This window comes from Cellulomonas hominis, assembly GCF_005239125.1.
GTDB classification, from domain to species: Bacteria; Actinomycetota; Actinomycetes; order Actinomycetales; family Cellulomonadaceae; genus Cellulomonas; species Cellulomonas hominis_A.
In genome coordinates this window covers 1-24,677 of the sequence record NZ_SZYE01000039.1, presented here as the reverse complement: position 1 = coordinate 24,677, position 24,677 = coordinate 1, and the positions used below count along the sequence as shown (strand labels likewise).

The following is a 24,677-nucleotide window of genomic DNA, read 5'->3' as shown; positions in this document are numbered from 1 at the left end:
CGCTCGCCCCGACCGCGTCCGTCGCCGTCGCCGCCGCGCTCGCGGGGACCGTCGCGTCCGCCGCGGGCTGGGGCCACCCGGCCTGGGCCGTGATGGGCGCCGCCGCCGTCCTGCAGGGCGCGCACGTGCGGCACATGGGGGTCCGGGCCCTGCAGCGCGCCGCCGGCACGGCCGCGGGCGTCGCGATCGCGCTGCCGCTGCTCGGGGCGCACCTCCCCTTCTGGGCCGTCGCGGCGCTCGTGGTCGTGCTGCAGACCGCCACCGAGCTGGTCGTCGCCCGGCACTACGGGGTCGCGATGCTCACCATCACGCCGATGGCGCTGCTCATGACGTCGCTCGGGGCGCCGCTGGACCCGGCGCGGCTCGCGCTCGACCGGGCGCTGGACACCGCGGCCGGGGCGGTCATCGGCCTCGTGGTCGCGGTCGTGGCGGCCCGCCCGGAGCACGCCCCGACGACGGGGCCGGCGCCCCTGACCCCCGCCCCCTCGCCGAGCGGGCGGTAGACGCCCCCTTCCCGCCCGGGGAAGCGACATCTGCTGCCCGCTCGGCGACGCGGCCGGCCGCCCGACCGGGGCGTCAGAGCTCGATGCCCTCCAGCATCTCGGTGACGAGCGCCGCCACGGGCGACCGCTCCGACCGGGTCAGCGTGACGTGCGCGAACAGCGGGTGCCCCTTGAGGGCCTCGATCACCGCCGCGACGCCGTCGTGCCGGCCGACCCGCAGGTTGTCCCGCTGCGCGACGTCGTGCGTGAGCACCACCCGCGAGCTCTGCCCGATCCGGGACAGCACGGTCAGCAGCACGTTCCGCTCGAGGGACTGCGCCTCGTCGACGATCACGTACGCGTCGTGCAGCGACCGCCCGCGGATGTGCGTGAGCGGCAGGACCTCCAGCAGCTCGCGGTCCATGATCTCCTCGACCACCTCGCGGCTGACCACCGCGCCCAGGGTGTCGAACACCGCCTGCGCCCAGGGGTTCATCTTCTCGGCCTCGCTGCCCGGCAGGTAGCCGAGCTCCTGGCCACCCACCGCGTACAGCGGCCGGAACACCATGACCTTGCGGTGCTGCCGGCGCTCGAGCACGGCCTCCAGGCCGGCGCACAGCGCGAGCGCCGACTTGCCGGTGCCGGCGCGGCCGCCGAGCGACACGATCCCGACGGACTCGTCCAGCAGCAGGTCGATCGCGATCCGCTGCTCCGCGCTGCGGCCGTGCAGCCCGAACACGTCCTGGTCGCCGCGCACCACCTGCACGTGCTTGTCCGCGGTCACCCGGCCGAGCGCCGAGCCGCGCGGGCTGTGCACGACGAGGCCGGTGTGCGTGAGCAGCGACGGCGCGTCGGGCAGGTCGGCCAGCGGCAGGGACTCGTGCTCCCAGAGGTCGGCCATCTGCTGCTCGGTGAGGTCGAGCGCATCCATGCCGGTCCACCCGGAGTCGACGGCCAGCTCGTGCCGGTACTCCTCCGCTCGCAGGCCGATCGCGGAGGCCTTGATCCGCATCGGCAGGTCCTTGGACACGACCGTGACGTCGTGGCCCTCCGCCGCGAGGTTGGCGGCGCACGCGAGGATCCGGGTGTCGTTGTCGCCGAGCCGGAAACCCGCCGGCAGCACCTCGGGGTTCGTGTGGTTGAGCTCGACGCGCAGCGTGCCGCCCTGGTCCCCGATCGGGATGGGCGCGTCCAGCCCGCCGTGCGCGACCCGCAGGTCGTCCAGCAGCCGCAGGGCTGCCCGGGCGAAGTAGCCGAGCTCGGCGTGGTGCCGCTTGGCCTCGAGCTCGGTGATCACCACGACGGGGAGGACCACGTCGTGCTCGGCGAACCGCGTGATCGCCCGCGGGTCCGACAGGAGGACGGAGGTGTCGAGGACGTGCGTGCGACGCCCCTCCGGCTGGTCGGTCGGGGCGGCGGTTCCCAGCTTGCTGACCACGGCAGGCTCCCTCCGGCGCTGCTCAGCGCCGAGTCGGACCCCTCGCGCCGGACCCGCGGGTCCTGCGGCGCTCGGTGACGGGACGAGGGCGGCCGGCCACGGAGGGCCAGGACCGGCCCTCCCCCCGGAGCGGATGCTCCATGGGCTGGCCTCCCGGGGGCGGCGGGTGCCGCCCGTTGCTCCGGACGCTACGCCGCGCCTCCGACACGTCGGCGCGCGCGACACGCCGCGGGTGTGATCCGCAACACGATGTTCACCCGGCGGTCGCCGCGGGGTCGCCCGGGGCGCTTCCGCCGACGCCGCCCGGACGGGGCGTCACTGCCCGTGCCGGCGCTCCCGCGCCGCGTAGTCGCGGACCGCGCGCAGGAAGTCCACCCGCCGGAAGTCCGGCCAGTAGACCTCGCAGAAGTAGTACTCGGAGTGCACCGACTGCCACAGCATGAAGCCGCCCAGCCGCTGCTCCCCCGACGTGCGGATCACCAGGTCGGGGTCCGGCTGGCCCTTGGTGTAGAGGTGGTCCGCGATGTGCTCGACGTCGAACGTCGCCGCGATGTCGTCCAGGGTCGCGCCCTCGGCGGCGCGCTCGCGCAGGTAGGACCGGACCGCGTCCGCGATCTCCCGGCGGCCGCCGTACCCGATCGCGACGTTGACGTGCAGGCCGCGGACGTCGGCGGTGGCGGACTCGGCGTCGTGCAGCGTGGCCCGGGTGTGCTCCGGGAGCAGGTCCAGCGAGCCGACGGCCTGCAGCCGCCAGCGCCGGGTGGCCGCGAGCTCGCGCACGGCGTCCTCGATGATGCCCAGCAGCGAGTCCAGCTCCTCGGGGTCGCGGCTGAGGTTGTCGGTCGACAGCATCCAGAGCGTGACGACCTCGACGCCGACCTCCTCGCCCCACGCCAGCAGGTCCGCGATCCGGTCCGCGCCGCGGCGGTGCCCGGTCGCGGTCGACTCGCCCAGCTGCCGCGCCCACCGGCGGTTGCCGTCGAGGATGACGCCGACGTGCCGCGGGACCCGGTCGCGGGGCAGCGAGGCGGCGAGGCGGCGCTCGTACAGCCCGTAGAGCGGGTGGGGCAGGCGCACGCGCGGGTCTCCTCATCATGGGCGGCTGGCGTGCTCACGCTACCGCTCGCGGGCGGCCCGGCACCGCGCGTCCCGCGGACCCCGCGAGGAGGATTCGTGCAGGCCGCGGGACCGGCACCCGGCGCACAACCTACGCATCCGTAACCTACGCGTTCGTAGGTTAGGCTCGGCGCGTCGCGAGCCGCCGCGGCACGAGTGCGCCGCCCCACCGCGAGCACGAGGGAGGACCCGCCGTGGACGTCACCGAGACCGCCGAGCAGATCGCCGACGCCGTCAAGCCCCGGCTGCGCGGCTGGATCCACGCGGGCATGTTCCCGCTGGCGACCGTCGCCTCGATCGTGCTGGTCGCGCTCGCCCCCACGACACCGCTCACGATCGCCAGCGCCGTCTTCGGGCTGGCCGCGATGCTGCTGTTCGGCACGAGCGCCGTGTACCACCGCGGCACCTGGTCCCCGCGGGTCGCCGGGATCCTGCGCCGCCTGGACCACACCAACATCTTCCTGGTCATCTCGGGCACGTACACGCCGCTGGCGGTCGCCCTGCTGCCCGCGTCGACCGCCCGGACGCTGCTGATCATCGTCTGGGTCGGCGCGCTGGTCGGCATGCTGGCCCGCGTGTTCTGGCTCGGCGCGCCCCGCTGGGTCTACGTGCCGGTGTACGTCGCGCTCGGCTGGGTCGCCGTGTGGTTCCTGCCCGCGTTCGGGCGCGCCCCCAACGGCGGCCCCGAGGTCGTGTGGCTCGTCTCCCTCGGCGGCCTGGCGTACACCATCGGCGCCGTGGTCTACGGCCTCAAGCGACCCAACCCCAGTCCGCGGTGGTTCGGGTTCCACGAGGTGTTCCACGCCCTCACCGTCGTCGGGTTCTCCTGCCACTACGCCGCGGCCGCCCTGGCGGTCCTGCGCTGACCCCCTCTTGGGGCAACTACGGTGGAGCGATGACCGGCACCGCGCAGCGCACCCCCGACCCGTCGGCCGTCCCCGACCCGGCCGAGCTCCGCGAGCTCATGCGCGACATGCGCCGCCTCGCGCTGACGTACAAGTTCGGCATCGACGAGGTCATGACCAAGATCGCGATCCTGCGCGACGAGTTCCGGCACATGGCCAACTACAACCCCGTCGAGCACGTGGGGTCCCGGCTCAAGTCGTTCGAGTCGATCGTCGCCAAGTGCCGGCGCAAGGGCATCGCGCTGACGCCCGCGGCGGTCCGGGAGCAGATGTTCGACGTCGCCGGGGTGCGGGTCACCTGCTCGTTCGTGTCCGACATCTACCGGGTGCGGGACATGCTCGTCGGCCAGCCCGACCTCACGCTGCTCGAGGAGCGCGACTACATCGCGCACCCGAAGGCCAACGGCTACCAGTCGCTGCACCTCATCGTGCAGGTGCCCGTGTACCTGTCCGACCGCGTCGAGCACGTGGTCGTGGAGATCCAGCTCCGCACCATCGCCATGGACTTCTGGGCGAGCCTCGAGCACAAGATCTTCTACAAGTACGGCCGCCAGGTGCCCCGGCACCTCACCGACTCCCTCAAGCTCGCCGCCGACGTGGCCGCGCAGCTCGACGCCTCGATGGAGCGGATCCACGACGAGGTCCGCGCGCTCGCCGGCGACGACGAGGCGGTCGAGCACGCGGAGGCGGTGCTCACGCCCGAGGAGCTGCTCCGCACGTTCTGGCCCTCGCCGGACACGGCCGTCGACGCCGACGGGCGCCCGCGGGGCTGACCCCCCGGGCGCGCCCGGCCCGCCCGCCGAGATCGGCGGTCCGGGTCGAGATCGGTGGTCGCAGGCACCGGTCTCGACGGGAGGCGCCGATCTCGGCGGACCTCCGGCGTCAGACCGCCGGGACCACCCGGTACCGGCGGTTCGCCAGCGACGGGTTGGACTCCCGCACGTCGCGCAGCGCCTCCGGGTCCAGGTCGACCGTGCGGAGCTCGGGGTCGTCGCCGAGCTCCAGCCCGACGACGCCGTCCGGGCCGACGACGAGCGAGCGCCCGGTGACGCCCTTCCCGGCCTGGCCGACCGCCACCACGACGGCGGTGTTCTCGATCGCCCGCGCGACGGCCAGCGTCCGCCAGTGCTCGGCCTTCAGCGGGCCCGACGCCCACGCGGCGGGGACCACGAGCACGTCCGCCCCGGCGTCCACCAGGCGCCGCGCCGACTCCGGGAACCGCAGGTCGTAGCAGGTCAGCACGCCGAGCCGGAGGCCCGCGACGTCGAGCGTCAGCGGCGGGGCGTCCGCCGGCCCGGGCTCGAGCCGCTCCGACTCCCGGTGCCCGAACGCGTCGTACAGGTGCACCTTGCGGTACACGCCCGCGAGCGCGCCGTCCGGACCGACGGCGACCACCGCGTTCACCGCCCGTCCCGGGACGGCGCCCGGCAGCGTCGTGCCCGCCAGCACCGCCACGCCGTCCGCGGCGGCGCGCTCGCGCAGCAGCGTGACGAACGGGCCGTCGAGCGGCTCGGCGTGCTCCGGGCCGGTCCCCCGCGGGTCGAAGCCCGAGGCGTACTCCGGCAGCACCAGCACGTCCGCGCGGGCGCGGGCCGCGGTGTCGAACGCCCGGCGCACCACCTCGCGGTTCGCGGCGTGGTCGTCGCTCACCCGGAGCTGGCCGACCGTGACGCGCACCGCCGGGCGGACCGGGGGCGGGGTGGTCACGCCGGGCCCCGCGGCGGGGTCGCCCCGGGGGCGCCGGCGCCGTCCGGGTCGTCGTCCGCCGGGGCGGAGGTGCCCGCCGCGCCCGACGGGGAGGCGGCGGGTGCGCCCGCCGCGCCCGCCGTGGCGCCCTCCTCGGCCTCGCGCAGCCGCCGGGCGTTCCGGTCGACGACCCGCAGGTGCCGCACCATCGAGAACCCGAGGAGGATCACCGCCGCCGCGGCCGCGAACGTCACCAGGAACCCGAGCAGGCCCGGCGACGTCTGGTCCTCCGGCGGGATCTCGATGCTCGACGGCGAGGGCGACGGGTCGACGGCCGCGGCCACCGCCCCCCAGCCCTGCAGCAGCGTCCCGTGCGCGACCGCCAGCAGCCCCGTCACGCGATCGCCTCCCGCACGCCGGCGAACAGGTCGTCCTCCGGCAGCGTCGTCGGCACGCGCGACTCGGCGAGCTCGAACTCCTCGGTCGGCCAGACCTCGAGCTCCAGGTCCCGCGGCATCGCGAAGAAGAAGCCCTCGGGGTCGATCTGCGTCGCGTGCGCCCGCAGCGCCGCGTCCCGCGCGTCGAAGTGCTCGTGCACGTCGACCAGCGTGGTGACCTCGCGCTCGGGGATCTCCCGGGCCGCCCGGGACTCCACCCACTCGCCGAACGGCGACTCCAGGCCGCGCTCGGTCAGCGCCTCGTGCGCCGCGCGGATCCGGGCCATCGAGAACCCGTGGTTGTAGTAGAGCTTCAGCGGCTCCCAGGGCTCGCCCGCCCCGCGGTACCGCTCGGGGTCGCCGGCCGCGTGGAACGCCTCGAAGGCGACCCGGTGGCACATGATGTGGTCCGGGTGCGGGTAGCCGCCGGTCGGGTCGTACGTGGTGATGACGTGCGGGCGGAACTCCCGGACCAGCTCGACGAGCGGGCGGGACGCCTCCTCCAGCGGCTGCAGCGCGAAGCAGCCCTCGGGCAGCGGCGGCAGCGGGTCGCCCTCGGGCAGCCCCGAGTCCACGAAGCCCAGCCAGTGCTGGCGCACGCCGAGCGCGGCGGCCGCCGCGGCCATCTCGGTGCGGCGCACGGCACGCATCTCCTCGATGCCGCCCTCGACGGGCGGGTGGTGCGGGTTCAGCACGTCGCCGCGCTCCCCGCCGGTGCAGGTGACGACGAGCACGTCCACGCCCTCGGCGGCGTACCGGGCGGTCGTCGCCGCCCCCTTGCTCGACTCGTCGTCCGGGTGGGCGTGCACCGCCATCAGGCGCAGCTGCTCGGTCACGGTGTGATGTCGTCCTCTCCTCGTCGCCGGCGGGGCACCCGGCGCGAGACAATGGTCGCACCCCGACGACTCCGCGCCGCCCGGCGCGCGACCCCTTCTCCCAGGAGCGACACGTGACGGCGACCCCGACCCCCGCCCCCGAGCTCCCCGCCGGGCGCTACGGGAAGACCGCCGGACCCGGTCGCCGCAGGGCCGCCCGCCTGGCGATGATCGCGCTCGGGGTCCTGGCCGTCGCCCTCGCCGCGTGGCTCGCCCTCGCGGGGGACGGACTCACCTGGAAGATGGTCGGCTTCCGCGTCGACGGGCCGACCAGCACGCAGGTCACCTTCGACGTGACCAAGGACGCCGACGCGACCGTGACCTGCCGCGTGCAGGCGCTGTCGGAGTCGTACGCCGAGGTCGGGGTGCAGACCGTCGAGGTCGGCCCCGCCGGCACCGCCACCCAGCGCGTGACCACCACCGTCCCCACGAGCGAGCTGGCGGTGTCGGCGGTCGTGGAGTCGTGCACGGCGGGCTGACCGGAGCCGCCCGGCGAGGACCACCCGCACCGGACCGGGCCAGTTGCTATGCTTGCCGATTCATACGCCGCCCCCGGTCCGACGTCGCCCGATGTCACCGCAGGTCGACGCGACCGCGAGGGAGACGGCATCCCCGTTCATCGCTCGGGCCCGCGCACGCCTCGCCGGGGTCACCGACGGCGCGACCCGGACGGGCGCGCGACACGCAGGAAGGAGTGGACGTGACCGACACGACGCAGGCCGCCACCTGGCTGACGCAGGAGGCCTACGACCGCCTCAAGGCAGAGCTCGAGCACCTCGAGGGCCCGGGACGAGCCGAGGTCACCGAGCGGATCGCCGCCGCGCGTGACGAGGGCGACCTCAAGGAGAACGGCGGCTACCACGCCGCCCGCGAGGAGCAGGCCAAGCAGGAGGCCCGCATCCGCGAGCTCAAGGAGAAGCTCCGCAACGTGCAGATCGGCACCCCGCCGGACGACGGCGTCGTCGAGGCCGGCATGGTCGTGACCGCCGTGGTCGCCGGGGACGAGATGACCTTCCTGCTCGGATCGCGCGAGATCGCGGGCAGCGCCGACATCGAGGTGTTCTCCCCGACGTCGCCGCTCGGTGCGTCCATCTACGGCCGCAAGGTCGGCGAGAAGGTGTCCTACACGGCGCCGAACGGCCGCGACATCCCGGTCGAGATCACCGCGGCGAAGCCCTTCACCGGCTGACGCGCCGCCGCAGCACGCGCGAGGGCCCCGACCGGCGATCCGGTCGGGGCTCTCGCGCGTGCGGGCCGGGTGTCAGACGGCGCACTCGCAGACCAGGTTGTACTCCACGACCTGCTCGCCGTCCTCGGGTCGCGCGAACGCCTCGGCCTCGGCGCGCGACGCGAACCGCCGCCCCGCGAGCCTGCCGTCGGCGAGCAGCACGCCCACCTCGATCTGCGTGCGGGGGTCGACCCAGCCGCCCGTCGTCGTGTCCGCCGGGGTGCTCGTCGTGGTCGTCACCGTGGGTCCCTCTCGTCCGTGGGGCCGCACCGGCCCTCACCGGGTACAACACCACGGCGCCCCCGCCCATGCCCGCGCGGACCGCGCGCGGCCGACCGCGCGCCGCGGACGCGCGCAGCGGGCCGGACGCCGAGGGGGTGTGCGACACGTCGAGGGGGTAGTCGGCGACTGCTCGCTCGACGTGTCGGTTGCCCGCTCGGCGCGATCGCCCGCTCGGCGCGGGTGCCCGCTCGGCGCGATCGCCCGCTCGGCACCGGCGGCCCCGCGGGTCAGGCGTAGAAGCCGTCGCGGAGGTTGACGCCGTGCTCCAGCCACGCCTTCAGCGCCGCGAGCATGCCCGTCCAGCCCTGGCAGTTGCCGAACGCGCCACGGGCGCCGTCCGGGGTGGGCCGCCAGGCACCCTCGGTGATGGTGACGAGCGTGCGGGCGCCGTCGTCGAGGGGCTCGAGCTCGAAGGTGGTGGTGGTGCCGGCCCCGTCGACCGTCGCCTCGCCCGCCCAGCGGATGACCAGCCGGCGCGGCGGCTCCGCCTCGACCACGGTGACGGGGAACCGCCCGGGGGCGTCGTGGAAGTCCCAGGTCACCTCCGCCCCGGGCTCCAGCCGGCCGCGCGCCCCGCCGGTCGTGAAGTACCGGGAGAGCTGCTCGGGGTCCGCGACGGCCTCGTACACCTCGGCGCACGGCCGGGCGATCCGGCCCGACACGGTGAACCGGAGGTCCTGCAGCGCGTCGTCTCTCATGTTGTAGTTTTACAACGTGTTGGCTGACCGCGACAACCCCCGGGACGACCTCGTCTTCAAGGCGCTCGCCTCGCAGGCGCGGCGCAGGATGCTCGACGCCCTGCGCGACGGGCCCCGCACCACCGGCGAGCTGTGCGCGGCGCTCCCGGAGCTCGACCGCACCACGGTCCTGCAGCACCTGCGCGTGCTGGAGCGGGCGGCCCTCGTCGACGGCCGGCGCGTCGGACGTGAGCGGCACCTCACCCTCGCGCCGCTGCCGATCAAGCGCATCCACGACCGGTGGATCAGCGGCTACGCGGCCGCCGCGGTCGACCTCCTGGACCGGCTCGACCGCGGCGCCGAGCAGTCCTGAGGGCCGCCCGGCGCCTCAGTGCTCCGCGAGGCGGAAGCCGGCGTCGCGGAGGTGCTGCAGCACCCGCGCGCAGTGCTCCGGGCCCTTCGTCTCGACCTGCACCTCGATCTCGACCTCGTCGATCTCCAGGTCCACCCCGGTCCGGACGTGCGACACGTGCATGACGTTGCCGCCGGTCGTCGCGAGCTCGCGCAGCAGCGCCGCCAGCGCCCCCGGGGTGTCGTGCACCCGGACCCGCAGCTGCAGGTACCGGCCCGACACCGCGAGGCCGTGCCGGACGACCCGGAGCAGCACCAGGGGATCGATGTTGCCGCCGGACAGCAGCACGACCACGGGGCCCTCGAGCTCGCCCGGCGCCGCCATGACCGCCGCGACCCCCGCGGCGCCGGACGGCTCCACCAGCAGCTTCGCCCGCTCGGCGACCAGCAGCAGCGCGCGCGACAGGTCCTCCTCGGAGACCGTGCGCACCTCGCAGCCGTGCTGGTGCAGCAGTGCGAACGGGACCGCGCCCGGCGTGCCGACCGCGATGCCGTCGGCCATCGTGTGCAGCTCGGGCGCGGCGACCGGCTCCCCCGCCGCCAGCGACGCCGGGTAGGCGGCGGCCCGCGCGGCCTGCACCCCGATCACCCGCACGTGCGGCGCGACCTCGGCCACGACCGCCTGGATCCCCGCCGCGAGCCCGCCGCCGCCGAGCGGCACCACGATCGTCCGGACGTCCGGCACCTGCTCCAGGATCTCCAGGGCGAGCGTGCCCTGCCCCGCGACGATGTCCTCGTGGTCGAACGGGTGGATCAGCACGCGCCCGGTGCGCTCCGCCTCGGCGCGCGCCTGCACCAGCGCCTCGTCGACGCTGCGGCCGTGCAGCCGGACCTCGGCGCCGTACTCCTTGGTGGCGGCGATCTTCGGCAGCGCCGCGTCCACCGGCATGTAGACGACCGCGTCGATGCCCAGCAGCTGCGCCGCGAGGGCCACGCCCTGGGCGTGGTTGCCGGCGCTGGCCGCGACGACGCCGCGTGCCTGCTCCTCCGGCGACAGCCGGGCCATCCGCACGTACGCGCCGCGGATCTTGAACGAGCCGGCGCGCTGCAGGTTCTCGCACTTGAGCAGCACCGGGACGCCGGCGATCTGAGACAGCGCGCGGGAGGACTCCACCGGGGTGCGGGTCGCCACGCCCGCCAGCAGGCGCGCGGCAGCGCGGGCGTCGTCGAGGAAGGTCACCGGTGCATCATTCCCGATCAGGCGCGGTGCTCGTCCGGGCCGCGCCGCGCGCCCCCGGCCCCGCGCGCGCCGCCGGGCTCCACGCCCACCGCCGCGTCGTCCCCGCCGGGCCGGACCCGCCCGCGCCCGCCGTAGCGCCGGCGACCGAACACCCCGGGCGGCCGGAGCGTCACGTGGTCGTCGGTGCCGAGCGCGGGGAACTTGTCGTGCCCGTGCAGGTACAGCACCACGGTGTTGAGCACCGCGGCGATCGGCACCGCGAACAGGGCGCCCACGATACCGGCGGCCAGCGAGCCCGCGGCCACCACGAGCAGCACCGCCACGGGGTGCAGCGACACCGCGTGGCCCATGAGGAAGGGCTGCAGCACGTGACCCTCGATCTGCTGGACCAGCAGCACCACGCCGAGCATGATCAGCGCCACGACCGGGCCCTGCGCGACGAGGGCGACCAGCACCGCCACGGCGCCCGTCGCGATCGCGCCGACGATCGGGATGAACGAGCCCACGAACACCAGCGTGGCCAGCGGCACGGCCAGCGGGACGCCGAGGATCGCGGCGCCGACGCCGATGCCGGTCGCGTCGACGAACGCCACCAGGATCTGCGTCCGGGTGTACCCGGAGAGCGTGACGATGCCCCGGCGACCGGCCTGGTGCACCCGCTCGCGCACGGAGACCGGCAGCAGGCCGACCAGCCAGGTCCAGATGGTCCGCCCGTCGAGCAGGAAGAAGAAGGTGCAGAACAGCGCGATCAGCGTGCCGGCGGCGACGTGGCCGACCGTGGTGGTGACCGACAGCGCCCCGGACACCAGCGTGCTGGCGTTCTCGCTGATCTGGTCCCGCCCCTGCTGCACGAGGTCGTCGAGCTGGTCGGTGCTCAGGCCGAGCGGGCCGTCGGACAGCCACGCCAGCGCCTCGTCGATGCCCTGGGACGCCTGGTCGTACAGGTCGCCGAAGCCGTTGGCGATCGACCGCCCGGCCAGCACGACCAGCCCGGCCACCACCGCGAGCAGCAGCAGCACCGACGTGATCGCCGCCAGCCCGCGCGGGAACCGGAGGCGGGCGTGCAGGAACCGGGCCACCGGGGCGAGCAGCACCGTGAGCAGGAGCGCCACGGCCACCGACACCACGATGACCTTGAAGAACCCGACGATCCACAGCCCGGCGGCGGTCGCCGCGGCGATCAGCAGGAACCGCCAGGACCAGGCCGCCGCGGCCCGCACCGACGGGGCCACCGACTGCTCGGCGGTCCAGCCCCGGGGCGTGTCGCCCGACGTCAGGTCCCCCTCGTGCAGGACCGGCGCCGGTGCCGCGGGCTCGCCGGTGCGGTTGCGGCCACGCCCGCCCCGGCGCGGGGTGGTCATGCCAGCGCCTGGGCCAGGTCGGCGAGCAGGTCCGCCTCGTCCTCGATGCCCACGGACAGGCGGACCAGGTCGTCCGGGACCTCGAGGTCGGTGCCGACCACGGAGCCGTGCGTCATCCGGGCGGGCAGCTCGATGAGCGACTCGACGCCGCCGAGCGACTCGGCGAGCGTGAACACCTTCGTGCGGGCGCAGACCTGCGCGGCACGCTCGGCGCTGCCCACGCGGAACGACACCATGCCGCCGAAGCCCGACATCTGCCGGGCGGCGACCGCGTGGCCGGCGTGGCTCTCGAGCCCCGGGTAGATGACCTGCGGGACGTCGTCGCGCGCCTCCAGGAACGCGGCCACCGCGGCGGCGTTCGCGCAGTGCCGGTCCATGCGCACCGCGAGCGTCTTGAGCCCGCGCAGCGTCAGCCACGCGTCGAACGGGCCCGCGACGGCGCCGGAGGCGTTCTGGTGGAAGGCGACCGCGTCCGCGAGCGCCGTCGTGCCCGTCGGCCCGTCCAGGCCGACCGGGAGCTGCGCGCCGTCCGCGACCACGAGGGCGCCCCCGACCACGTCGGAGTGCCCGCCGATGTACTTCGTCGTCGAGTGCACGACCACGTCCGCGCCGAGCGCGATCGGCTGCTGCAGGTAGGGGGTCGCGAACGTGTTGTCGACGACGAGCACCGCGCCCGCCGCGGCGGCGTGGGCCGCGAGCGCCGCGACGTCCGCGACGCCGAGCAGCGGGTTGGTCGGGGTCTCCAGCCAGATGACCTTGGTCTTCCCCGGACGGATCGCCGCCAGCACCGCCTCGGCGTCCGACAGGTCGACCGCCGTGTGCTCGACGCCCCAGGGCCCGAACACCCGCGCGATCAGCCGGTAGGTCCCGCCGTACGCGTCGTCCGCCATCACGACGTGGTCGCCGGGGCGGAGCACCGCGCGCAGCAGCGTGTCCTCCGCCGCGAGCCCGGACGAGAACGCGAAGCCCGCGCCACCGCCCTCCGCCGACCGCAGCGCCTCCTCCAGCGCCGCGCGCGTCGGGTTGCCCGACCGCGAGTACTCGTAGCCGCCGCGCAGGCCGCCGACGCCGTCCTGCTTGTACGTCGACACCTGGTAGATCGGCGTCACCACGGCGCCCGTGGCCGCGTCGGGGTCCTGGCCCGCGTGGATCGCGCGGGTCGCGAACCCGGCGGACGACCAGTCGCCGTGGTCCTGCTGGTCGAGGTCGCCCGTGGCGGCCAGGGTCGGGGTGCTGTCGTTCGCGTCCGTCACAGGCCCAGGCTAGGCCCCCGCCCCGGCCGGTCGCGCGCGGGAACACGCGGGCCCGCACGCGGGTTGAGCGTGTCGGACCCGTGGAAGGGAGTCACCCATGAACTGGCTGTTCGGATCCGCCCTCTCGTCGACGATGGTCGTGCCGGAGCGCGCGCTCAAGGGGCACGAGGGGTACACCTACTCCGTGCCCGCCACCCACACGGTGCTGGGCACGCCGCTGCAGGGCCCGTGGCCCGAGGGGACCCGGACGATCGTGCTCGGCATGGGCTGCTTCTGGGGCGCCGAGCGCATCTTCTGGCAGCTGCCGGGCGTCGTCAGCACCTCGGTCGGCTACCAGGGCGGCTACACGCCGTACCCGACGTACGAGGAGACGTGCACCGGCCTGACCGGGCACGCCGAGGTGGTCCAGGTCGCCTACGACCCGGCCGTCGTCTCGGACGCCGACGTGCTGCGCACGTTCTGGGAGTCGCACGACCCGACGCAGGGCTACCGGCAGGGCAACGACCGCGGCACCCAGTACCGGTCGACGGTGTACACCACCACGCCGGAGCAGGCCGCCGCAGCCGAGGAGACCCGCGCCGCGTACCAGCAGCGGCTGACCCAGGCCGGGTACGGGGAGATCACGACCGAGATCCGCACCGCGGACGAGGCCGGCCCGTACTACTACGCCGAGGACTACCACCAGCAGTACCTGGACAAGAACCCGAACGGGTACTGCGGCATCGGCGGCACGGGCGTGTCCTGCCCGCGCCCGCTCGACGCCTGACGCACGCCCCGGACGGCCCGGCCCCCACCGCGGGGGCCGGGCCGTCCGTGCGCGCCGTCCCGCGTCGTCCCTGCTCGCCGAGATCGGCCCCCCGCGCCGAGATCGGGCCCTGGACGGTCCGATCTCGGCCGAAGGGCCCTGTCTCGGCGAACCCGGCGGCGCTAGCGTGCCGGGCATGAGCGTGCGGGAGCGGCACCGGGAGGACCTGCGGGGGCTGCTCGGGGATCCCGGGGGGCTGCGTGCGCACCTCACCGCGGGGTCCGGGCTGCCCGGCCCGCGGGCGAACCTCGAGCTCATGGGCGCGTTCGCCGACGTCGCGCCCGTCGACCTGGTGCTGGCGCTCGCCGACGACCCCCACGACTACCTGCGCTGCTGCGGGACGGACGGGATCGGCCGGCTCGTCCTCGAGGCCCCGGCTGCGGACCGCGGGCCGCTGACGACCCTGCTGCGTGCCCGGGCCGCCGACGAGTCCTGGCGGGTCCGCGAGGCCGCCGCGATGGCGCTGCAGCGGATCGGCGACGACGACCCCGCCACCCTGCGCGTGCTCGTCGCCGACTGGGTCGCCGACCCCGACCCGCTGGTGCGCCGGGCCGCCGTCGCGGCCGTGTGCGAGCCGCGCCTGCTCCGGGACCCCGCCACCGCGGCCGCCGCCCTCGACGCCTGCGCCGCCGCCACGGACTCGCTCGCCGCGCTCCCCGCCGCCGCCCGGCGCGACCCCGGCGTCCGCACGCTGCGCCAGGCGCTCGGCTACTGCTGGAGCGTGGCCGTCGCCGGCGACCCCGAGGCGGGGCTGCCGCGGTTCGCCGCGCTCCGGGCGCCCGACGACCCCGACGTGGCGTGGGTCGTGCGGGAGAACGAGAAGAAGGCCCGGCTCCGCCGGCTGCTGGACGCGCTCGGCTGACCCGGACGCGGCGCCCCGACCCGACCGACCCCGAGGAGTCACCGTGCCACCCACCGCCGGCCCCGGGACGACCGGCCTCCACCCGGCGGGCGCCGAGGCACGGGCGGCGCGCCGGGACCGGCGCCGGGCAGGCATCGCCCTGGCGATCGTGCTCCCGGCACTCGTCGCCGGCGGCTGCGGACCGGAGTCCGTGCTCCCGCCCGTCGCCGAGGTCGCAGACGGCGGCCCGGACTGCCTGGCGGCGGACGTGCTGTGGTCGCTCGGGCTCACGCCACCGCAGGGGTACGCCCGCCCGGGAACCCGGCCGGGAGCGGTCCCGGTCGACGTCGAGCCGGTCGCGGTCGTGCAGTGCCTCGGCCCGTTCGACCTCCCGGTCACGATGGCGGGGCCGCAGCCCCGGCAGACGCTCCCGACCCTCGCCCCGTCGGCCGCCGACCGGGTGGTGCCGGCGCCGGACGCCGAGCTCCCGCTCGTGGTCGGCACACCGGCGCCGGTCGAACCGCCCGGCACGTCCGCGCCGGGGCCCGTACCGGACCAGCCCGCGGCCACCGTGGTGGAAGCCGAGCTGCGGGGTGACCTCGGTCCGCTCCTCGCGGCCCTCGCCCGGCCGAGCCACCGGCCGGCCCCCGGCCAGCCCTGCCCCGCCATCTGGCAGTCCCAGCCGGTGATCTTCCTGGTCGACGCCGAGGGTCGTGCCGTCCGCGCCCGGTGGCCGACGGACGCGTGCGGGTTCCTGCTCGACGGCGTGACCCGTCCGCTGGACGCCCTCGAGGTCGTCCGCGAGACCCCGCGTACCGCGCCGGACGCGTGACCCGGCACGCGGTGCACCACGTCGAGCTGTCGCTCGCCGACCTCCCGCGCGCCGAGCGGTCCTGGGGCTGGCTGCGTCGAGGCGTCGGCGGCGAGCGAGCACGAGACACGTCGAGCGAGCATCCGCTGGATGCTCGCTCGACGTGTCGGTTGCTCGCTCGCCGCACGCAGCCCGCGGCCGGCGGCCCCCGGGTCAGGCGGCCGTGGCGAACGCCCGGAGCGCCATCTGCACCGCGTGGTCGAACAGCTGCTCCCGCTCGTCGGCGGTGAGCTCGTTCGGCTGGAACGTGAAGTCCGAGATCGACAGCAGGGCCAGCGCCTTCGCCCGCTCCCGGTCCGCCACCGCGTACAGGCCGGCGGCCTCCATCTCGACGGCGAGCGTGCCGTGGTCGATCAGCGCCTGCGTGCGCTCCGGGCGGTTCGAGTAGAACGAGTCCGACGTGAACACCGCGCCGGCCTGCGCGCGGGCCCCCGGCACCTCCGCGGCGGCGGCGAACGCGGCGGCGGCCAGGCCGAAGTCCGGCACGTGCGAGTAGTGCACGCCGGAGATGCGGTGCTCGCTGACCCCGGAGTCGGTGTGCGCGGCGGTCGCGACGACGACGTCCCCGAGCTCCAGCGTGCGCGCCATGCCGCCGGCGGTGCCGATCCGGATGATCCGCTGCACGCCGTAGAACCGGAACAGCTCGGTGGCGTAGATCGAGATGGACGGCACGCCCATGCCGGACGCCATCACCGAGACCGGGCGGCCCTGCCAGGTGCCCGTGTAGCCGAGGATGCCGCGCACCTCGGTCACCAGCCGCGCGTCCTCCAGCACGGTCTCCGCGATCCGGGTCGCCCGGCGCGGGTCGCCCGGCATGAGGACGTCGGGGGCGAAGTCGCCGGGCTGGGCGGAGATGTGCGGGGTGGGCATGGCGGGCTCCTGGGGGTCGTGGCGGGCGGGGCGGCGGGGCGGCGGGGCGGACGCGCGGCCGCCGCCCGGCCCGGGTGCGGGCTCGGGCGGCGGCCGAGGTGGTGCGGGGGGTGGTGTCAGTGCGTGCCGACGATGTCGACCACGAACACCAGGGTGTCGCCGCCGCGGATGCCGGCCTGCGGCACGCCGCGGTCGCCGTAGCCGAGGTGCGACGGGATCGACAGCAGGACGCGCGAGCCGACGGGCTGGCCGACGAGGCCCTCGTCCCAGCCGCCGATGACGGCGCCGACGCCGATCGGGAAGCTGATCGAGGAGCCGCGGTCGTAGGAGTTGTCGAACACGTGGCCGCCCCAGGTCTGACCCAGGTAGTGGACCTCGAGGTCGTCGCCGGCCTCGACGAGCGCGCCGTCGCCGGGCGACAGCACGACGACCTCGAGCTCGGCGGGGGCGTCGCCCTCCGGGAACGTCAGGGTCGGCTTCTCACCGAACGAACCGGTGGCCTCGGGCAGCGTGGCGGACATGACGACTCCTCGATCGGGTGCGGCGTACTGCCCCATCCTGCACGGTGCGCTCCCCGGCTCGCGAACGCGCCCGGGTTACGGTCGTGCCGGCGGACGAGGGGCGTCCGCCGGGACGGGAGCACCGATGTCGCTGACCACCTGGGCCGGGAACCGCACCTACGCCGCCGCGCGCGTGCACGAGCCGCGCACGGTCGAGGAGGTGCAGGAGGTGGTGGCGGCCGCGCGGCACGTGCGGGCGCTGGGCACCCGGCACTGCTTCAACGACCTCGCGGACACCCCGCACGACCTGGTGCGGCTCGACGGGCTGGACCCGGCGGTCGAGGTCGACGCCGCGGCGCGCACCGTCACGGTGTCCGGCGGCACCCGGTACGGCGCCCTCGCCCGGGAGCTGCACCCGCGGGGCTGGGCGCTGCACAACCTCGCGTCGCTGCCGCACATCTCCGTGGCCGGCGCGGTCGCCACCGCGACGCACGGGTCCGGCGACCGGTCACGCAACCTCGCCGCCGCGGTCGCCGGCCTGGACCTGGTGACCGCCGACGGCACGCTGCGGCACCTCGCCCGCGGCGACGCCGACTTCGACGGCGCCGTCGTCGCGCTGGGCGCCCTGGGGGTCGTCGTCCGCATGACCCTGGACGTCGAGCCGACGTACGACGTCGCGCAGGAGGTGCACACCGACCTGCCGTGGGACGCCGTGCTGGAGCACCTCGACGAGATCACCGGCTCCGCCGACTCGGTCAGCCTGTTCACCGACTGGTCCGCCGCCGGCGTCCGGCAGGTCTGGCGCAAGACGCGCGTCGCCCCGGGCGCGGCGTACGAGCCGCGGGCCGACCTGTTCGGCGCCCGCCCGGCGCCCGGCCCGCTGCACCCGCTGCCCGGCATCGACCCGGTGAACTGCACCCAGCAGCTCGGGGTCCCGGGCCCGTGGCACGAGCGGCTGCCGCACTTCCGCCTCGAGTTCACACCGAGCAACGGCGACGAGCTGCAGTCGGAGTACCTGGTCCCCCGGGCGCACGCCGTGGCGGCGATCGAGGCGCTGCGCGGGCTCGGCGACCTGGTCGCGCCGCTGCTGCAGGTCGCCGAGATCCGCACCATCGCCGGCGACGACCTGTGGCTGAGCACCGCCGAGGGCGGCGACCGGGTCGGCCTGCACTTCACCTGGCTGCCGCGCCAGGCCGAGGTCGAGGCGGTGCTGCCCCGCATCGAGGCCGCGCTGGCGCCGTTCGGGGCCCGGCCGCACTGGGGGAAGCTGTTCGACGCGGTGGGCGGACCCGGGGCGGACCCGCGGGAGCTGTACCCGCGGCTCGACGACTTCCGCGCGCTGGTGGCCCGCACGGACCCGGAGGGCACGTTCCGGAACGCGTTCGTCGACCGGCACGTGCTCGGCCTCGGCTGACGGCCGCCGCCCGACGGCCCGGCGCAGGGCGGTCGGGCGGCAGCCCAGGGGGTCAGCGCGCCAGGAACGCCAGCAGGTCGTGCCGGGTCAGCACCCCGACGGGCTGCCCGTCGTCGACCACCATGAGCGCGTCGTGCTTCTGCAGCGCCTCGCGCGCGGACTGGACGGACTCCCCCGAGCCGATCAGCGGCAGCGCGGCCGCCATGTGCCGGTCGACCCGGTCGGACAGCGACGCCGACCCCGAGAACACCGCGTCCAGCAGCTCGCGCTCGGAGACGGACCCCGCCACCTCGCCGATCTTCACCGGAGGCTCCGCGCCGACGACCGGCATCTGCGAGACGCCGTACTCCTGCAGGATCTCGATGGCGTCCCGCACGGTCTCGTTCGGGTGCGTGTGCACGAGGGCCGGCACGCTGCCGTCCTTCGTGCGCAGCACGTCCGCGACCGTCGCGCCCGCCTCGGTGTCGAGGAACCCGTAGGACCGCATCCACCGGTCGTTGAAGATCTTCGACAGGTAGCCCTTGCCGCTGTCCGGCAGCAGCACGACGATGATCGCCCGCGCGGCCGCCGCCGGGTCCTCCTCCTCGAGCCGGCGAGCCAGGCGCAGCGCACCCTCGACGGCCATCCCGCAGGACCCGCCGACCAGCAGCGCCTCCTCGCGGGCCAGGCGCCGGGTCATCGCGAACGAGTCGGCGTCGGACACGGCGATGATCTCGTCCGGCACGGACGGGTCGTAGGCGGCGGGCCAGAAGTCCTCGCCGACGCCCTCGACCAGGTACGGCCGCCCGTCGCCGCCGGAGTACACAGAACCCAGCGGGTCGATGCCGACGACCCGCACCGGCCCGCCCTCGGCCGCGGCGCGGTCGGCGGACGCGTCGTGCAGGTACCGGCCGGTGCCGGTGATGGTGCCCCCGGTGCCGACGCCCGCGACGAAGTGCGTGACCCGGCCGTCGGTGTCCGCCCAGATCTCCGGGCCGGTCGACGCGTAGTGGCTCGCGGGGCCGTTGACGTTGGCGTACTGGTTCGGCTTCCAGGCGCCCTCGATCTCGGTGACCAGGCGGTCCGAGACCGAGTAGTAGGAGTCCGGGTGGTCCGGCGGCACCGCGGTCGGGGTGACGACGACCTCGGCGCCGTAGGCGCGCAGCACGTCCCGCTTGTCCTCGGACACCTTGTCGGGGCAGACGAACACGCAGCGGTAGCCCTTGCGCTGCGCGACCAGGGCCAGGCCGACGCCCGTGTTGCCGCTGGTCGGCTCGACGATCGTCCCGCCGGGGCGGAGCTCGCCCGAGGCCTCGGCCGCCTCGATCATCCGCAGCGCGATGCGGTCCTTCGCCGAGCCGCCGGGGTTGAAGTACTCGACCTTGGCGAGGATCGTCGCGGACAGGCCCTCGGTCACGGCGTTGAGCCGGACCAGCGGGGTGCCGCCGACCAGCTCGGAGATGTGCTGCGCGTACTTCACGGGTCTCCCAGGAGGCGAAGGGACGGGGCGGGCGACCGCCCCGGGGCCCCCAGCCTAGGTGTCACGTGACGGTGCCGACGTGCCGGGGGCGACCGTCGCGGGGACGACGACGGCCCGCGCCCCCCTCGGGGGACGCGGGCCGTCGTGCGCGTGCGGGGTGCGGTCAGTCCCTGCCCTGCAGGATCGCGAGGATCCGCAGGATCTCGAGGTACAGCCAGACCAGCGTGACGATCAGGCCGAACGCGGCGGACCAGGCGAACTTGGCCGGGACGCCCTGCTCGACGCCCCGCTTGATCGCGTCGAAGTCCATGATCAGGCTGGCGGCCGCGAGCCCGACCGCGAACAGGCCGGCGATGACGCCGATCGGTCCGTTGCGCAGCGGGCCGAAGCCGTCGCTCGACACGAAGAACATCATCACGACGTTGACCAGCGAGTACGCGAGGTAGCCGACCATCGCGATGAGCAGCCAGCGCGTGAACTTCGGGGTGACCCGGACCTTGCCGGACTTGAACAGGAACAGCGCGGCGCCGAAGGTGGCGAACGTCGCGATGATCGCCTGCGTGACGATCGGCTGCACGTTCCCGGTGAGGTCGGTCGTCATGTTCTGGAACGCCAGGCTGATCCCGCCGAGGAACACGCCCTGCGCGACCGTGTACAGCGTGATGAGCAGGGGGCTCGGGTTCTTCTTGAACGCGTTGACCAGGCCCAGCACCAGGCCGACGACCGCGCCGAGCGGCCACAGCCCCGGCGCGAGGTTCCAGGTCGCGGCCGCGACCACGACCAGCAGCGCGAGCAGCCCGCCGGTCTTGATGATGACGTCGTCGTAGGTCAGCCGGCCGGTGTCCCGGGTGGTGGCCGCGGGCGCGCCGTACATCTGCTCCAGCGACTGCGCCTCGATCACCGGCCCGGTCGCCGTGGCGCCGTAGACGCCGGGCTGCGCCGTCGTCTGCTGCGGGCGGCCGCCGCGCGCGCCTCGGGCGCGCGGGTCGCCGAAGACGGCGCTGTTGTTGAACACCGGGTTGGTCATCGGTCCTCCATGGTCGGTTCGCGATCGAGCCGGCAGTGGTACTGAGCCTAGAACGCCGCGACCGCACCGGAAGTTCCCGCGGGCCCCCACCCGCCCAGGACCATCCCCGCGGCCGACCTGCGGGACAGCCGGGTCATCCCCACGGCGGAGGGGGTCGGCCGTGCGGGCGAGCCGACCGGTCCGCGGCATCGGCCCCACGGTCGTTCCGCCGGGGCCCGCAGGTCCGTAGGTTCGTGCCGTACCTGGAGACCACCCCTGTGAGGACACCATGATCGAGGCCCACGGACTCACCAAGAGATACGGGCAGAAGACCGCCGTCGCCGGCATCGACTTCACCGTCCAGCCCGGCAAGGTCACCGGCTTCCTCGGCCCGAACGGCGCCGGGAAGTCGACCACGATGCGGATGATCATGGGCCTCGACCGGCCCACGTCCGGCACCGTGACCGTCAACGGCCGCCCCTACGCGCAGCTCACGTCCCCGCTGACCGAGGTCGGCGCCCTGCTCGAGGCCAAGGCCGTCCACTCCGGACGCTCGGCCACCAACCACCTGCGCGCGCTCGGCGCCACGCACGGCATCGGCCGCAAGCGCGTCGACGAGGTCATCGAGATGACCGGCCTCGGCCAGGTCGCCGGCAAGCGGGTCGGGGGCTTCTCCCTCGGCATGGGCCAGCGGCTCGGCATCGCGGCGGCCATGCTCGGCGACCCGCGCACGCTGATCCTCGACGAGCCGGTCAACGGCCTGGACCCCGAGGGCGTCCTCTGGGTCCGCAACCTCGTCAAGCACCTCGCCACCGAGGGGCGGACGGTCTTCCTGTCCTCGCACCTCATGAGCGAGATGGCGCTGACCGCCGACCACATCCTCGTGATCGGCCGCGGCCGGATCATCGCGGACGCCCCGGTGGACGACATCGTCTCCGGCGCGGCCGGCAAGTCGGTGCGCGTGCGCAGCCCGCACGCCACGCGGCTCGCGGAGCTGCTCGCCGCCCCGGACGTCACCGTGACGTCGGTCGAGGCGGGTCTGCTGGAGATCACCGGCACCGACGCCCGCGCCGTCGGCGAGCTCGCCGCCGCGAACGCCCTGGTCCTGCACGAGCTCACCCCGGTGCAGGCCTCGCTCGAGTCCGCCTACATGTCCCTGACCGCCGACGCGGTCGAGTACCACTCCACCGCCGCCGGCCCCGCGGGCACCGCGGACGCCCCGACCCCCGAGGAGGCCCGGCGATGAGCGCCGCGACCGCGACCGCCCCTGTCCGCACCGCGCGCTCCGACGCGCCCCGCGTGACGTTCCCCCGGCTCGTCCGCTCCGAGTGGATCAAGCTCTGGACCCTGCGCTCGACGTGGTGGGTCGTGATCATCTCGATCCTCGCCCAGGCCGGGTTCACCTGGATGGGCACCTACTTCACGCTGCAGAACGTCACCCCGGAGGAGATGGGCATCCCCGGCGCGACCGTGGGACCCAGCTTCGTGCAGAGCGGCATCATGATCGGCCAGCTCGTGATCTCGGTGCTCGCCGTCCTGGCGATCACCGGCGAGTACTCCACCGGCTCGATCCGCTCCACGTTCGCCGCCGCGCCCCGGCGGGTGGGCGCGATCCTGGCCAAGGCCGTGGTGGTGCTGGTCGTCGCGTTCGTCACCGGCGCCCTCGCCACGCTGCTGTCCTGGGCGCTGATCACCCCGTCGCTCGGCGACGCCTACGCGATCGACCTGTCCGACGAGATCCACCGCCGGGTGCTGATCGCCATGCCGCTCTACCTGGTGGGCGTCGCGCTGTTCTCGTTCGCGATCGGCGCGCTGCTCCGGGTGTCCGCCGCGGCGCTCGCCACGGTGTTCGGCGTGTTCCTGGTCGTCGAGACGCTGTTCTCGGCCTTCCCGAACATCCGGGTGCTCGCCGAGACGGCGCCGTTCCTGCCGTCCAACGCCGGCTTCCAGGTGCTGTCGACCTCCACCGAGAGCATCGACGCGCTCCGCGCGGCGAGCGACGTCGCGGTGCTGACGCCCTGGCAGGGTTACGGCGTGCTCGTGCTGTGGGGCGTCGTGCTCCTCGGCGCCGCGCTCGCCCTGGTGCGGCGCCGCGACGCCTGACCGGCGCCGCAGCCCTCGGGCGGCCCCGTCCCGGATCGCCGGGGCGGGGCCGCCGCCATCCCCCTCGTCCCCGGAGGACCCCCTGACCACCGCCCCGGAGCCCGCCCCCGCCGCGTTCACCGAGCTGGACGCGCGGCGGCTCGGCCGCGTGCGCCGGTTCTTCGCCCGGCACCCGGTCGCCTCCGACGTGCTGGTCTGCCTGGTCTACGCGGTCGGCGCGGTGTCGGAGGCCCCGCCCGAGGACGTCGTCGGCGCGGTCACCGGGCTCGCCGGCACCACGGCCGCCGTGGTGTCCCTGGTCCTCACCGCCCTCGGGCTCGGCGTGCTGGCGTTCCGCCGCCGCTGGCCGGTGCGGGTCGCCGCCGCGATGGCGGTGCTCGGCGTGCTGCACGTCCTCGTGGCCGGGCACATCGGCGTCTTCGACCTCGGCTTCGCCCTGGCGCTGTACGTCGTCGCCGCGACCCGTCCGCAGCGGGTCAGCTGGATCGTGCTCGGGGCCGCCTCCGCGGCGGTGCTGGGCGCGGCGCTGGCGTGGGGCGGCACCAGCACCCCGGGGCGGGCCACGGTCGTGGTCGACGGCCGGACCGTCCAGCAGGCGCCGCAGGCGGTCGCCGCGTCGGACATCCCGAGCTGGCTGCTGATCGGCCTGGGGGCGCTCGCCGTGGGGGCGAACGTCCGCGCCCGCCGGCTGCACACCCGGTCGATCGTCGAGCGGCACCAGCAGCTCATGGACGCGGGCGAGCAGCACGCCAAGCTCGCCGCGGCGGCCGAGCAGGCCCGGATCGCGCGCGAGATGCACGACGTCGTCGCCCACGGGCTCACCGTGATGATCGCCCTGTCCGACGGCGCCCGCGTCGCCGTCCGCCGCTCCCCCGACGACGCCGTGGCGGCCCTGGACCTGCTGTCCGAGACCGGGCGCACCGCCCTGGCCGACATGCGCCGGATGCTCGGCGTGCTGCGCGGCGCCGACGTCCCGCTCGAGCCGCAGCCCGGCTCGCAGGACCTCGAGTCGCTCGTCCAGCAGTTCCGCGCCGCCGGCCTCACCGTGCACCTCACGACGGCCGGGCCGGCGCTGCCCGCCGACGCGGGCCTGGCGCTCACCGTCTACCGCGTCGTGCAGGAGTCGCTCACGAACGCCCTGCGGCACGCCGGCGGCGGCGCCCGGGTCGACGTCCTCGTCCGGCACGGCGACGGCCGGGTGGGCATCGAGGTCGTGGACGACGGCGGCGTGGCCGACCCGGTCGCCGACGCCGCGTCCGAGCCCGGGCGGCTGGGCCGGATCGGCGAGCGCCTGGCCGACCGCCGCACCGACCCCCTCGCCGCCCGCACCGACGCCGAGGGCTCCGCGGGGTCCGCCAGCCCGCGGCGCTCCGCGAGCTCGGCGTACTCCGGGCCGATGTGCACGAACATCGCGGCGATGAACACCGACTCCGCGACCCCGCCGGCCTGGTTCTCGGTCGTCTGGAACGACTCGCCG

General features: G+C 75.3%; 27 protein-coding genes. 13 read left to right on the top strand and 14 right to left on the bottom strand.

Going from position 1 to position 24,677, the window contains the following annotated elements:
- Positions 1 to 503: FUSC family protein (locus tag FA014_RS07355; RefSeq protein WP_195969194.1), on the top strand; the 503-nt coding region annotated here is incomplete at its 5' end.
- 73 nt (positions 504 to 576) lie between these two features.
- Here the strand turns inward: FA014_RS07355 and FA014_RS07350 are convergent.
- Complete coding sequence (locus tag FA014_RS07350; protein WP_154729040.1) at positions 577 to 1,920, bottom strand: PhoH family protein; 1,344 nt, start codon at positions 1,918 to 1,920, stop codon at positions 577 to 579.
- A 315-nt stretch (positions 1,921 to 2,235) separates the two neighbouring features.
- Positions 2,236 to 2,997: an isoprenyl transferase gene (locus FA014_RS07345; RefSeq protein ID WP_154729039.1), complete on the bottom strand. Its 762-nt coding sequence runs from the start codon at positions 2,995 to 2,997 to the stop codon at positions 2,236 to 2,238.
- A 233-nt stretch (positions 2,998 to 3,230) separates the two neighbouring features.
- Here FA014_RS07345 and trhA point away from each other — a divergent pair, with 233 nt between their 5' ends.
- Positions 3,231 to 3,902 (top strand): PAQR family membrane homeostasis protein TrhA, encoded by a 672-nt coding sequence (gene trhA / locus FA014_RS07340; RefSeq protein WP_154729038.1) that lies wholly within the window; start codon positions 3,231 to 3,233, stop codon positions 3,900 to 3,902.
- A gap of 29 nt (positions 3,903 to 3,931) precedes the next feature.
- Positions 3,932 to 4,714, top strand: coding sequence for a GTP pyrophosphokinase (locus FA014_RS07335; protein WP_195969193.1), 783 nt, complete (start codon positions 3,932 to 3,934; stop codon positions 4,712 to 4,714).
- A gap of 109 nt (positions 4,715 to 4,823) precedes the next feature.
- Here FA014_RS07335 and FA014_RS07330 read toward each other — a convergent pair whose 3' ends face one another.
- Genes FA014_RS07330 through mca form a run of 3 tightly spaced genes read right to left on the bottom strand, consistent with a single transcriptional unit; the run spans position 4,824 to position 6,879 of the window.
- A complete protein-coding gene (locus FA014_RS07330) occupies positions 4,824 to 5,648 on the bottom strand; it encodes a carbon-nitrogen hydrolase family protein (protein WP_154729037.1) in 825 nt (274 codons plus the stop codon).
- Positions 5,645 to 6,025 (bottom strand): hypothetical protein, encoded by a 381-nt coding sequence (locus FA014_RS07325; RefSeq protein WP_154729036.1) that lies wholly within the window; start codon positions 6,023 to 6,025, stop codon positions 5,645 to 5,647. Before FA014_RS07325 ends, FA014_RS07330 begins: the two co-directional genes overlap by 4 nt.
- The gene (gene mca / locus FA014_RS07320; protein WP_154729042.1) at positions 6,022 to 6,879 is read right to left on the bottom strand and encodes a mycothiol conjugate amidase Mca; all 858 of its coding nucleotides are present in this window, start codon (positions 6,877 to 6,879) and stop codon (positions 6,022 to 6,024) included. Before mca ends, FA014_RS07325 begins: the two co-directional genes overlap by 4 nt.
- A gap of 134 nt (positions 6,880 to 7,013) precedes the next feature.
- On the opposite strand from mca, the gene FA014_RS07315 reads away from it, so the two are divergent.
- Together FA014_RS07315 and greA are read left to right on the top strand one after the other, a co-directional pair.
- A complete protein-coding gene (locus FA014_RS07315) occupies positions 7,014 to 7,418 on the top strand; it encodes a DUF4307 domain-containing protein (protein ID WP_154729035.1) in 405 nt (134 codons plus the stop codon).
- Positions 7,419 to 7,639: 221 nt separating this feature from the next.
- Complete coding sequence (gene greA, locus FA014_RS07310; protein ID WP_154729034.1) at positions 7,640 to 8,128, top strand: transcription elongation factor GreA; 489 nt, start codon at positions 7,640 to 7,642, stop codon at positions 8,126 to 8,128.
- Between the two features lie 72 nt (positions 8,129 to 8,200).
- Here greA and FA014_RS07305 read toward each other — a convergent pair whose 3' ends face one another.
- The gene (locus FA014_RS07305) at positions 8,201 to 8,407 is read right to left on the bottom strand and encodes a hypothetical protein (RefSeq protein ID WP_154729033.1); all 207 of its coding nucleotides are present in this window, start codon (positions 8,405 to 8,407) and stop codon (positions 8,201 to 8,203) included.
- A gap of 269 nt (positions 8,408 to 8,676) precedes the next feature.
- The gene (locus tag FA014_RS07300) at positions 8,677 to 9,147 is read right to left on the bottom strand and encodes an SRPBCC family protein (protein WP_154729032.1); all 471 of its coding nucleotides are present in this window, start codon (positions 9,145 to 9,147) and stop codon (positions 8,677 to 8,679) included.
- 16 nt (positions 9,148 to 9,163) lie between these two features.
- Between FA014_RS07300 and FA014_RS07295 the strand changes: the two genes are divergently transcribed.
- Positions 9,164 to 9,499, top strand: coding sequence for an ArsR/SmtB family transcription factor (locus tag FA014_RS07295; protein ID WP_154729031.1), 336 nt, complete (start codon positions 9,164 to 9,166; stop codon positions 9,497 to 9,499).
- A gap of 15 nt (positions 9,500 to 9,514) precedes the next feature.
- Here FA014_RS07295 and ilvA read toward each other — a convergent pair whose 3' ends face one another.
- The 3 genes from ilvA to FA014_RS07280 are packed head-to-tail and all read right to left on the bottom strand — an operon-like array spanning position 9,515 to position 13,301.
- Positions 9,515 to 10,717, bottom strand: a complete 1,203-nt coding sequence (gene ilvA / locus FA014_RS07290) for a threonine ammonia-lyase (RefSeq protein WP_154729030.1) — start codon at positions 10,715 to 10,717, stop codon at positions 9,515 to 9,517.
- Between the two features lie 17 nt (positions 10,718 to 10,734).
- Positions 10,735 to 12,078 (bottom strand): AI-2E family transporter, encoded by a 1,344-nt coding sequence (locus FA014_RS07285; RefSeq protein WP_154729029.1) that lies wholly within the window; start codon positions 12,076 to 12,078, stop codon positions 10,735 to 10,737.
- Positions 12,075 to 13,301 carry a cystathionine gamma-synthase gene (locus FA014_RS07280; protein WP_154729041.1) on the bottom strand — a complete coding sequence of 409 codons (1,227 nt, stop codon included), beginning with the start codon at positions 13,299 to 13,301 and terminating at the stop codon, positions 12,075 to 12,077. Before FA014_RS07280 ends, FA014_RS07285 begins: the two co-directional genes overlap by 4 nt.
- A 127-nt stretch (positions 13,302 to 13,428) precedes the next feature.
- On the opposite strand from FA014_RS07280, the gene msrA reads away from it, so the two are divergent.
- The 3 genes from msrA to FA014_RS07265 all read left to right on the top strand — a co-directional run bounded on the left by msrA (position 13,429) and on the right by FA014_RS07265 (position 15,809).
- Complete coding sequence (msrA, locus tag FA014_RS07275; protein ID WP_154729028.1) at positions 13,429 to 14,097, top strand: peptide-methionine (S)-S-oxide reductase MsrA; 669 nt, start codon at positions 13,429 to 13,431, stop codon at positions 14,095 to 14,097.
- Positions 14,098 to 14,272: 175 nt separating this feature from the next.
- A complete protein-coding gene (locus tag FA014_RS07270; protein WP_154729027.1) occupies positions 14,273 to 14,998 on the top strand; it encodes a HEAT repeat domain-containing protein in 726 nt (241 codons plus the stop codon).
- 43 nt (positions 14,999 to 15,041) lie between these two features.
- Positions 15,042 to 15,809, top strand: coding sequence for a hypothetical protein (locus tag FA014_RS07265; protein WP_154729026.1), 768 nt, complete (start codon positions 15,042 to 15,044; stop codon positions 15,807 to 15,809).
- Between the two features lie 192 nt (positions 15,810 to 16,001).
- Here FA014_RS07265 and deoD read toward each other — a convergent pair whose 3' ends face one another.
- Both deoD and FA014_RS07255 read right to left on the bottom strand, forming a co-directional pair.
- A complete protein-coding gene (deoD, locus tag FA014_RS07260; RefSeq protein ID WP_154729025.1) occupies positions 16,002 to 16,718 on the bottom strand; it encodes a purine-nucleoside phosphorylase in 717 nt (238 codons plus the stop codon).
- Between the two features lie 116 nt (positions 16,719 to 16,834).
- Positions 16,835 to 17,239, bottom strand: a complete 405-nt coding sequence (locus FA014_RS07255) for an FKBP-type peptidyl-prolyl cis-trans isomerase (RefSeq protein WP_154729024.1) — start codon at positions 17,237 to 17,239, stop codon at positions 16,835 to 16,837.
- A 124-nt stretch (positions 17,240 to 17,363) separates the two neighbouring features.
- Here FA014_RS07255 and FA014_RS07250 point away from each other — a divergent pair, with 124 nt between their 5' ends.
- Complete coding sequence (locus tag FA014_RS07250) at positions 17,364 to 18,632, top strand: FAD-binding protein (RefSeq protein ID WP_154729023.1); 1,269 nt, start codon at positions 17,364 to 17,366, stop codon at positions 18,630 to 18,632.
- 52 nt (positions 18,633 to 18,684) lie between these two features.
- On the opposite strand, the gene FA014_RS07245 is transcribed toward FA014_RS07250, so the two are convergent.
- Both FA014_RS07245 and FA014_RS07240 read right to left on the bottom strand, forming a co-directional pair.
- A complete protein-coding gene (locus FA014_RS07245; RefSeq protein WP_154729022.1) occupies positions 18,685 to 20,091 on the bottom strand; it encodes a cystathionine beta-synthase in 1,407 nt (468 codons plus the stop codon).
- Positions 20,092 to 20,254: 163 nt separating this feature from the next.
- Positions 20,255 to 21,118, bottom strand: a complete 864-nt coding sequence (locus FA014_RS07240) for a Bax inhibitor-1/YccA family protein (RefSeq protein WP_154729021.1) — start codon at positions 21,116 to 21,118, stop codon at positions 20,255 to 20,257.
- Between the two features lie 268 nt (positions 21,119 to 21,386).
- Here FA014_RS07240 and FA014_RS07235 point away from each other — a divergent pair, with 268 nt between their 5' ends.
- From FA014_RS07235 to FA014_RS07225, 3 genes are all read left to right on the top strand, one after another.
- On the top strand, positions 21,387 to 22,343 hold the full coding sequence (locus tag FA014_RS07235; RefSeq protein WP_154729020.1) for an ABC transporter ATP-binding protein: 957 nt from the start codon (positions 21,387 to 21,389) through the stop codon (positions 22,341 to 22,343).
- Positions 22,340 to 23,200, top strand: coding sequence for an ABC transporter permease subunit (locus FA014_RS07230; protein WP_154729019.1), 861 nt, complete (start codon positions 22,340 to 22,342; stop codon positions 23,198 to 23,200). The genes FA014_RS07235 and FA014_RS07230 overlap by 4 nt, the downstream gene beginning before the upstream one ends.
- 148 nt (positions 23,201 to 23,348) lie before the next feature.
- On the top strand, positions 23,349 to 24,677 hold a 1,329-nt coding region (locus FA014_RS07225), incomplete at its 3' end, for a sensor histidine kinase (protein ID WP_154729018.1).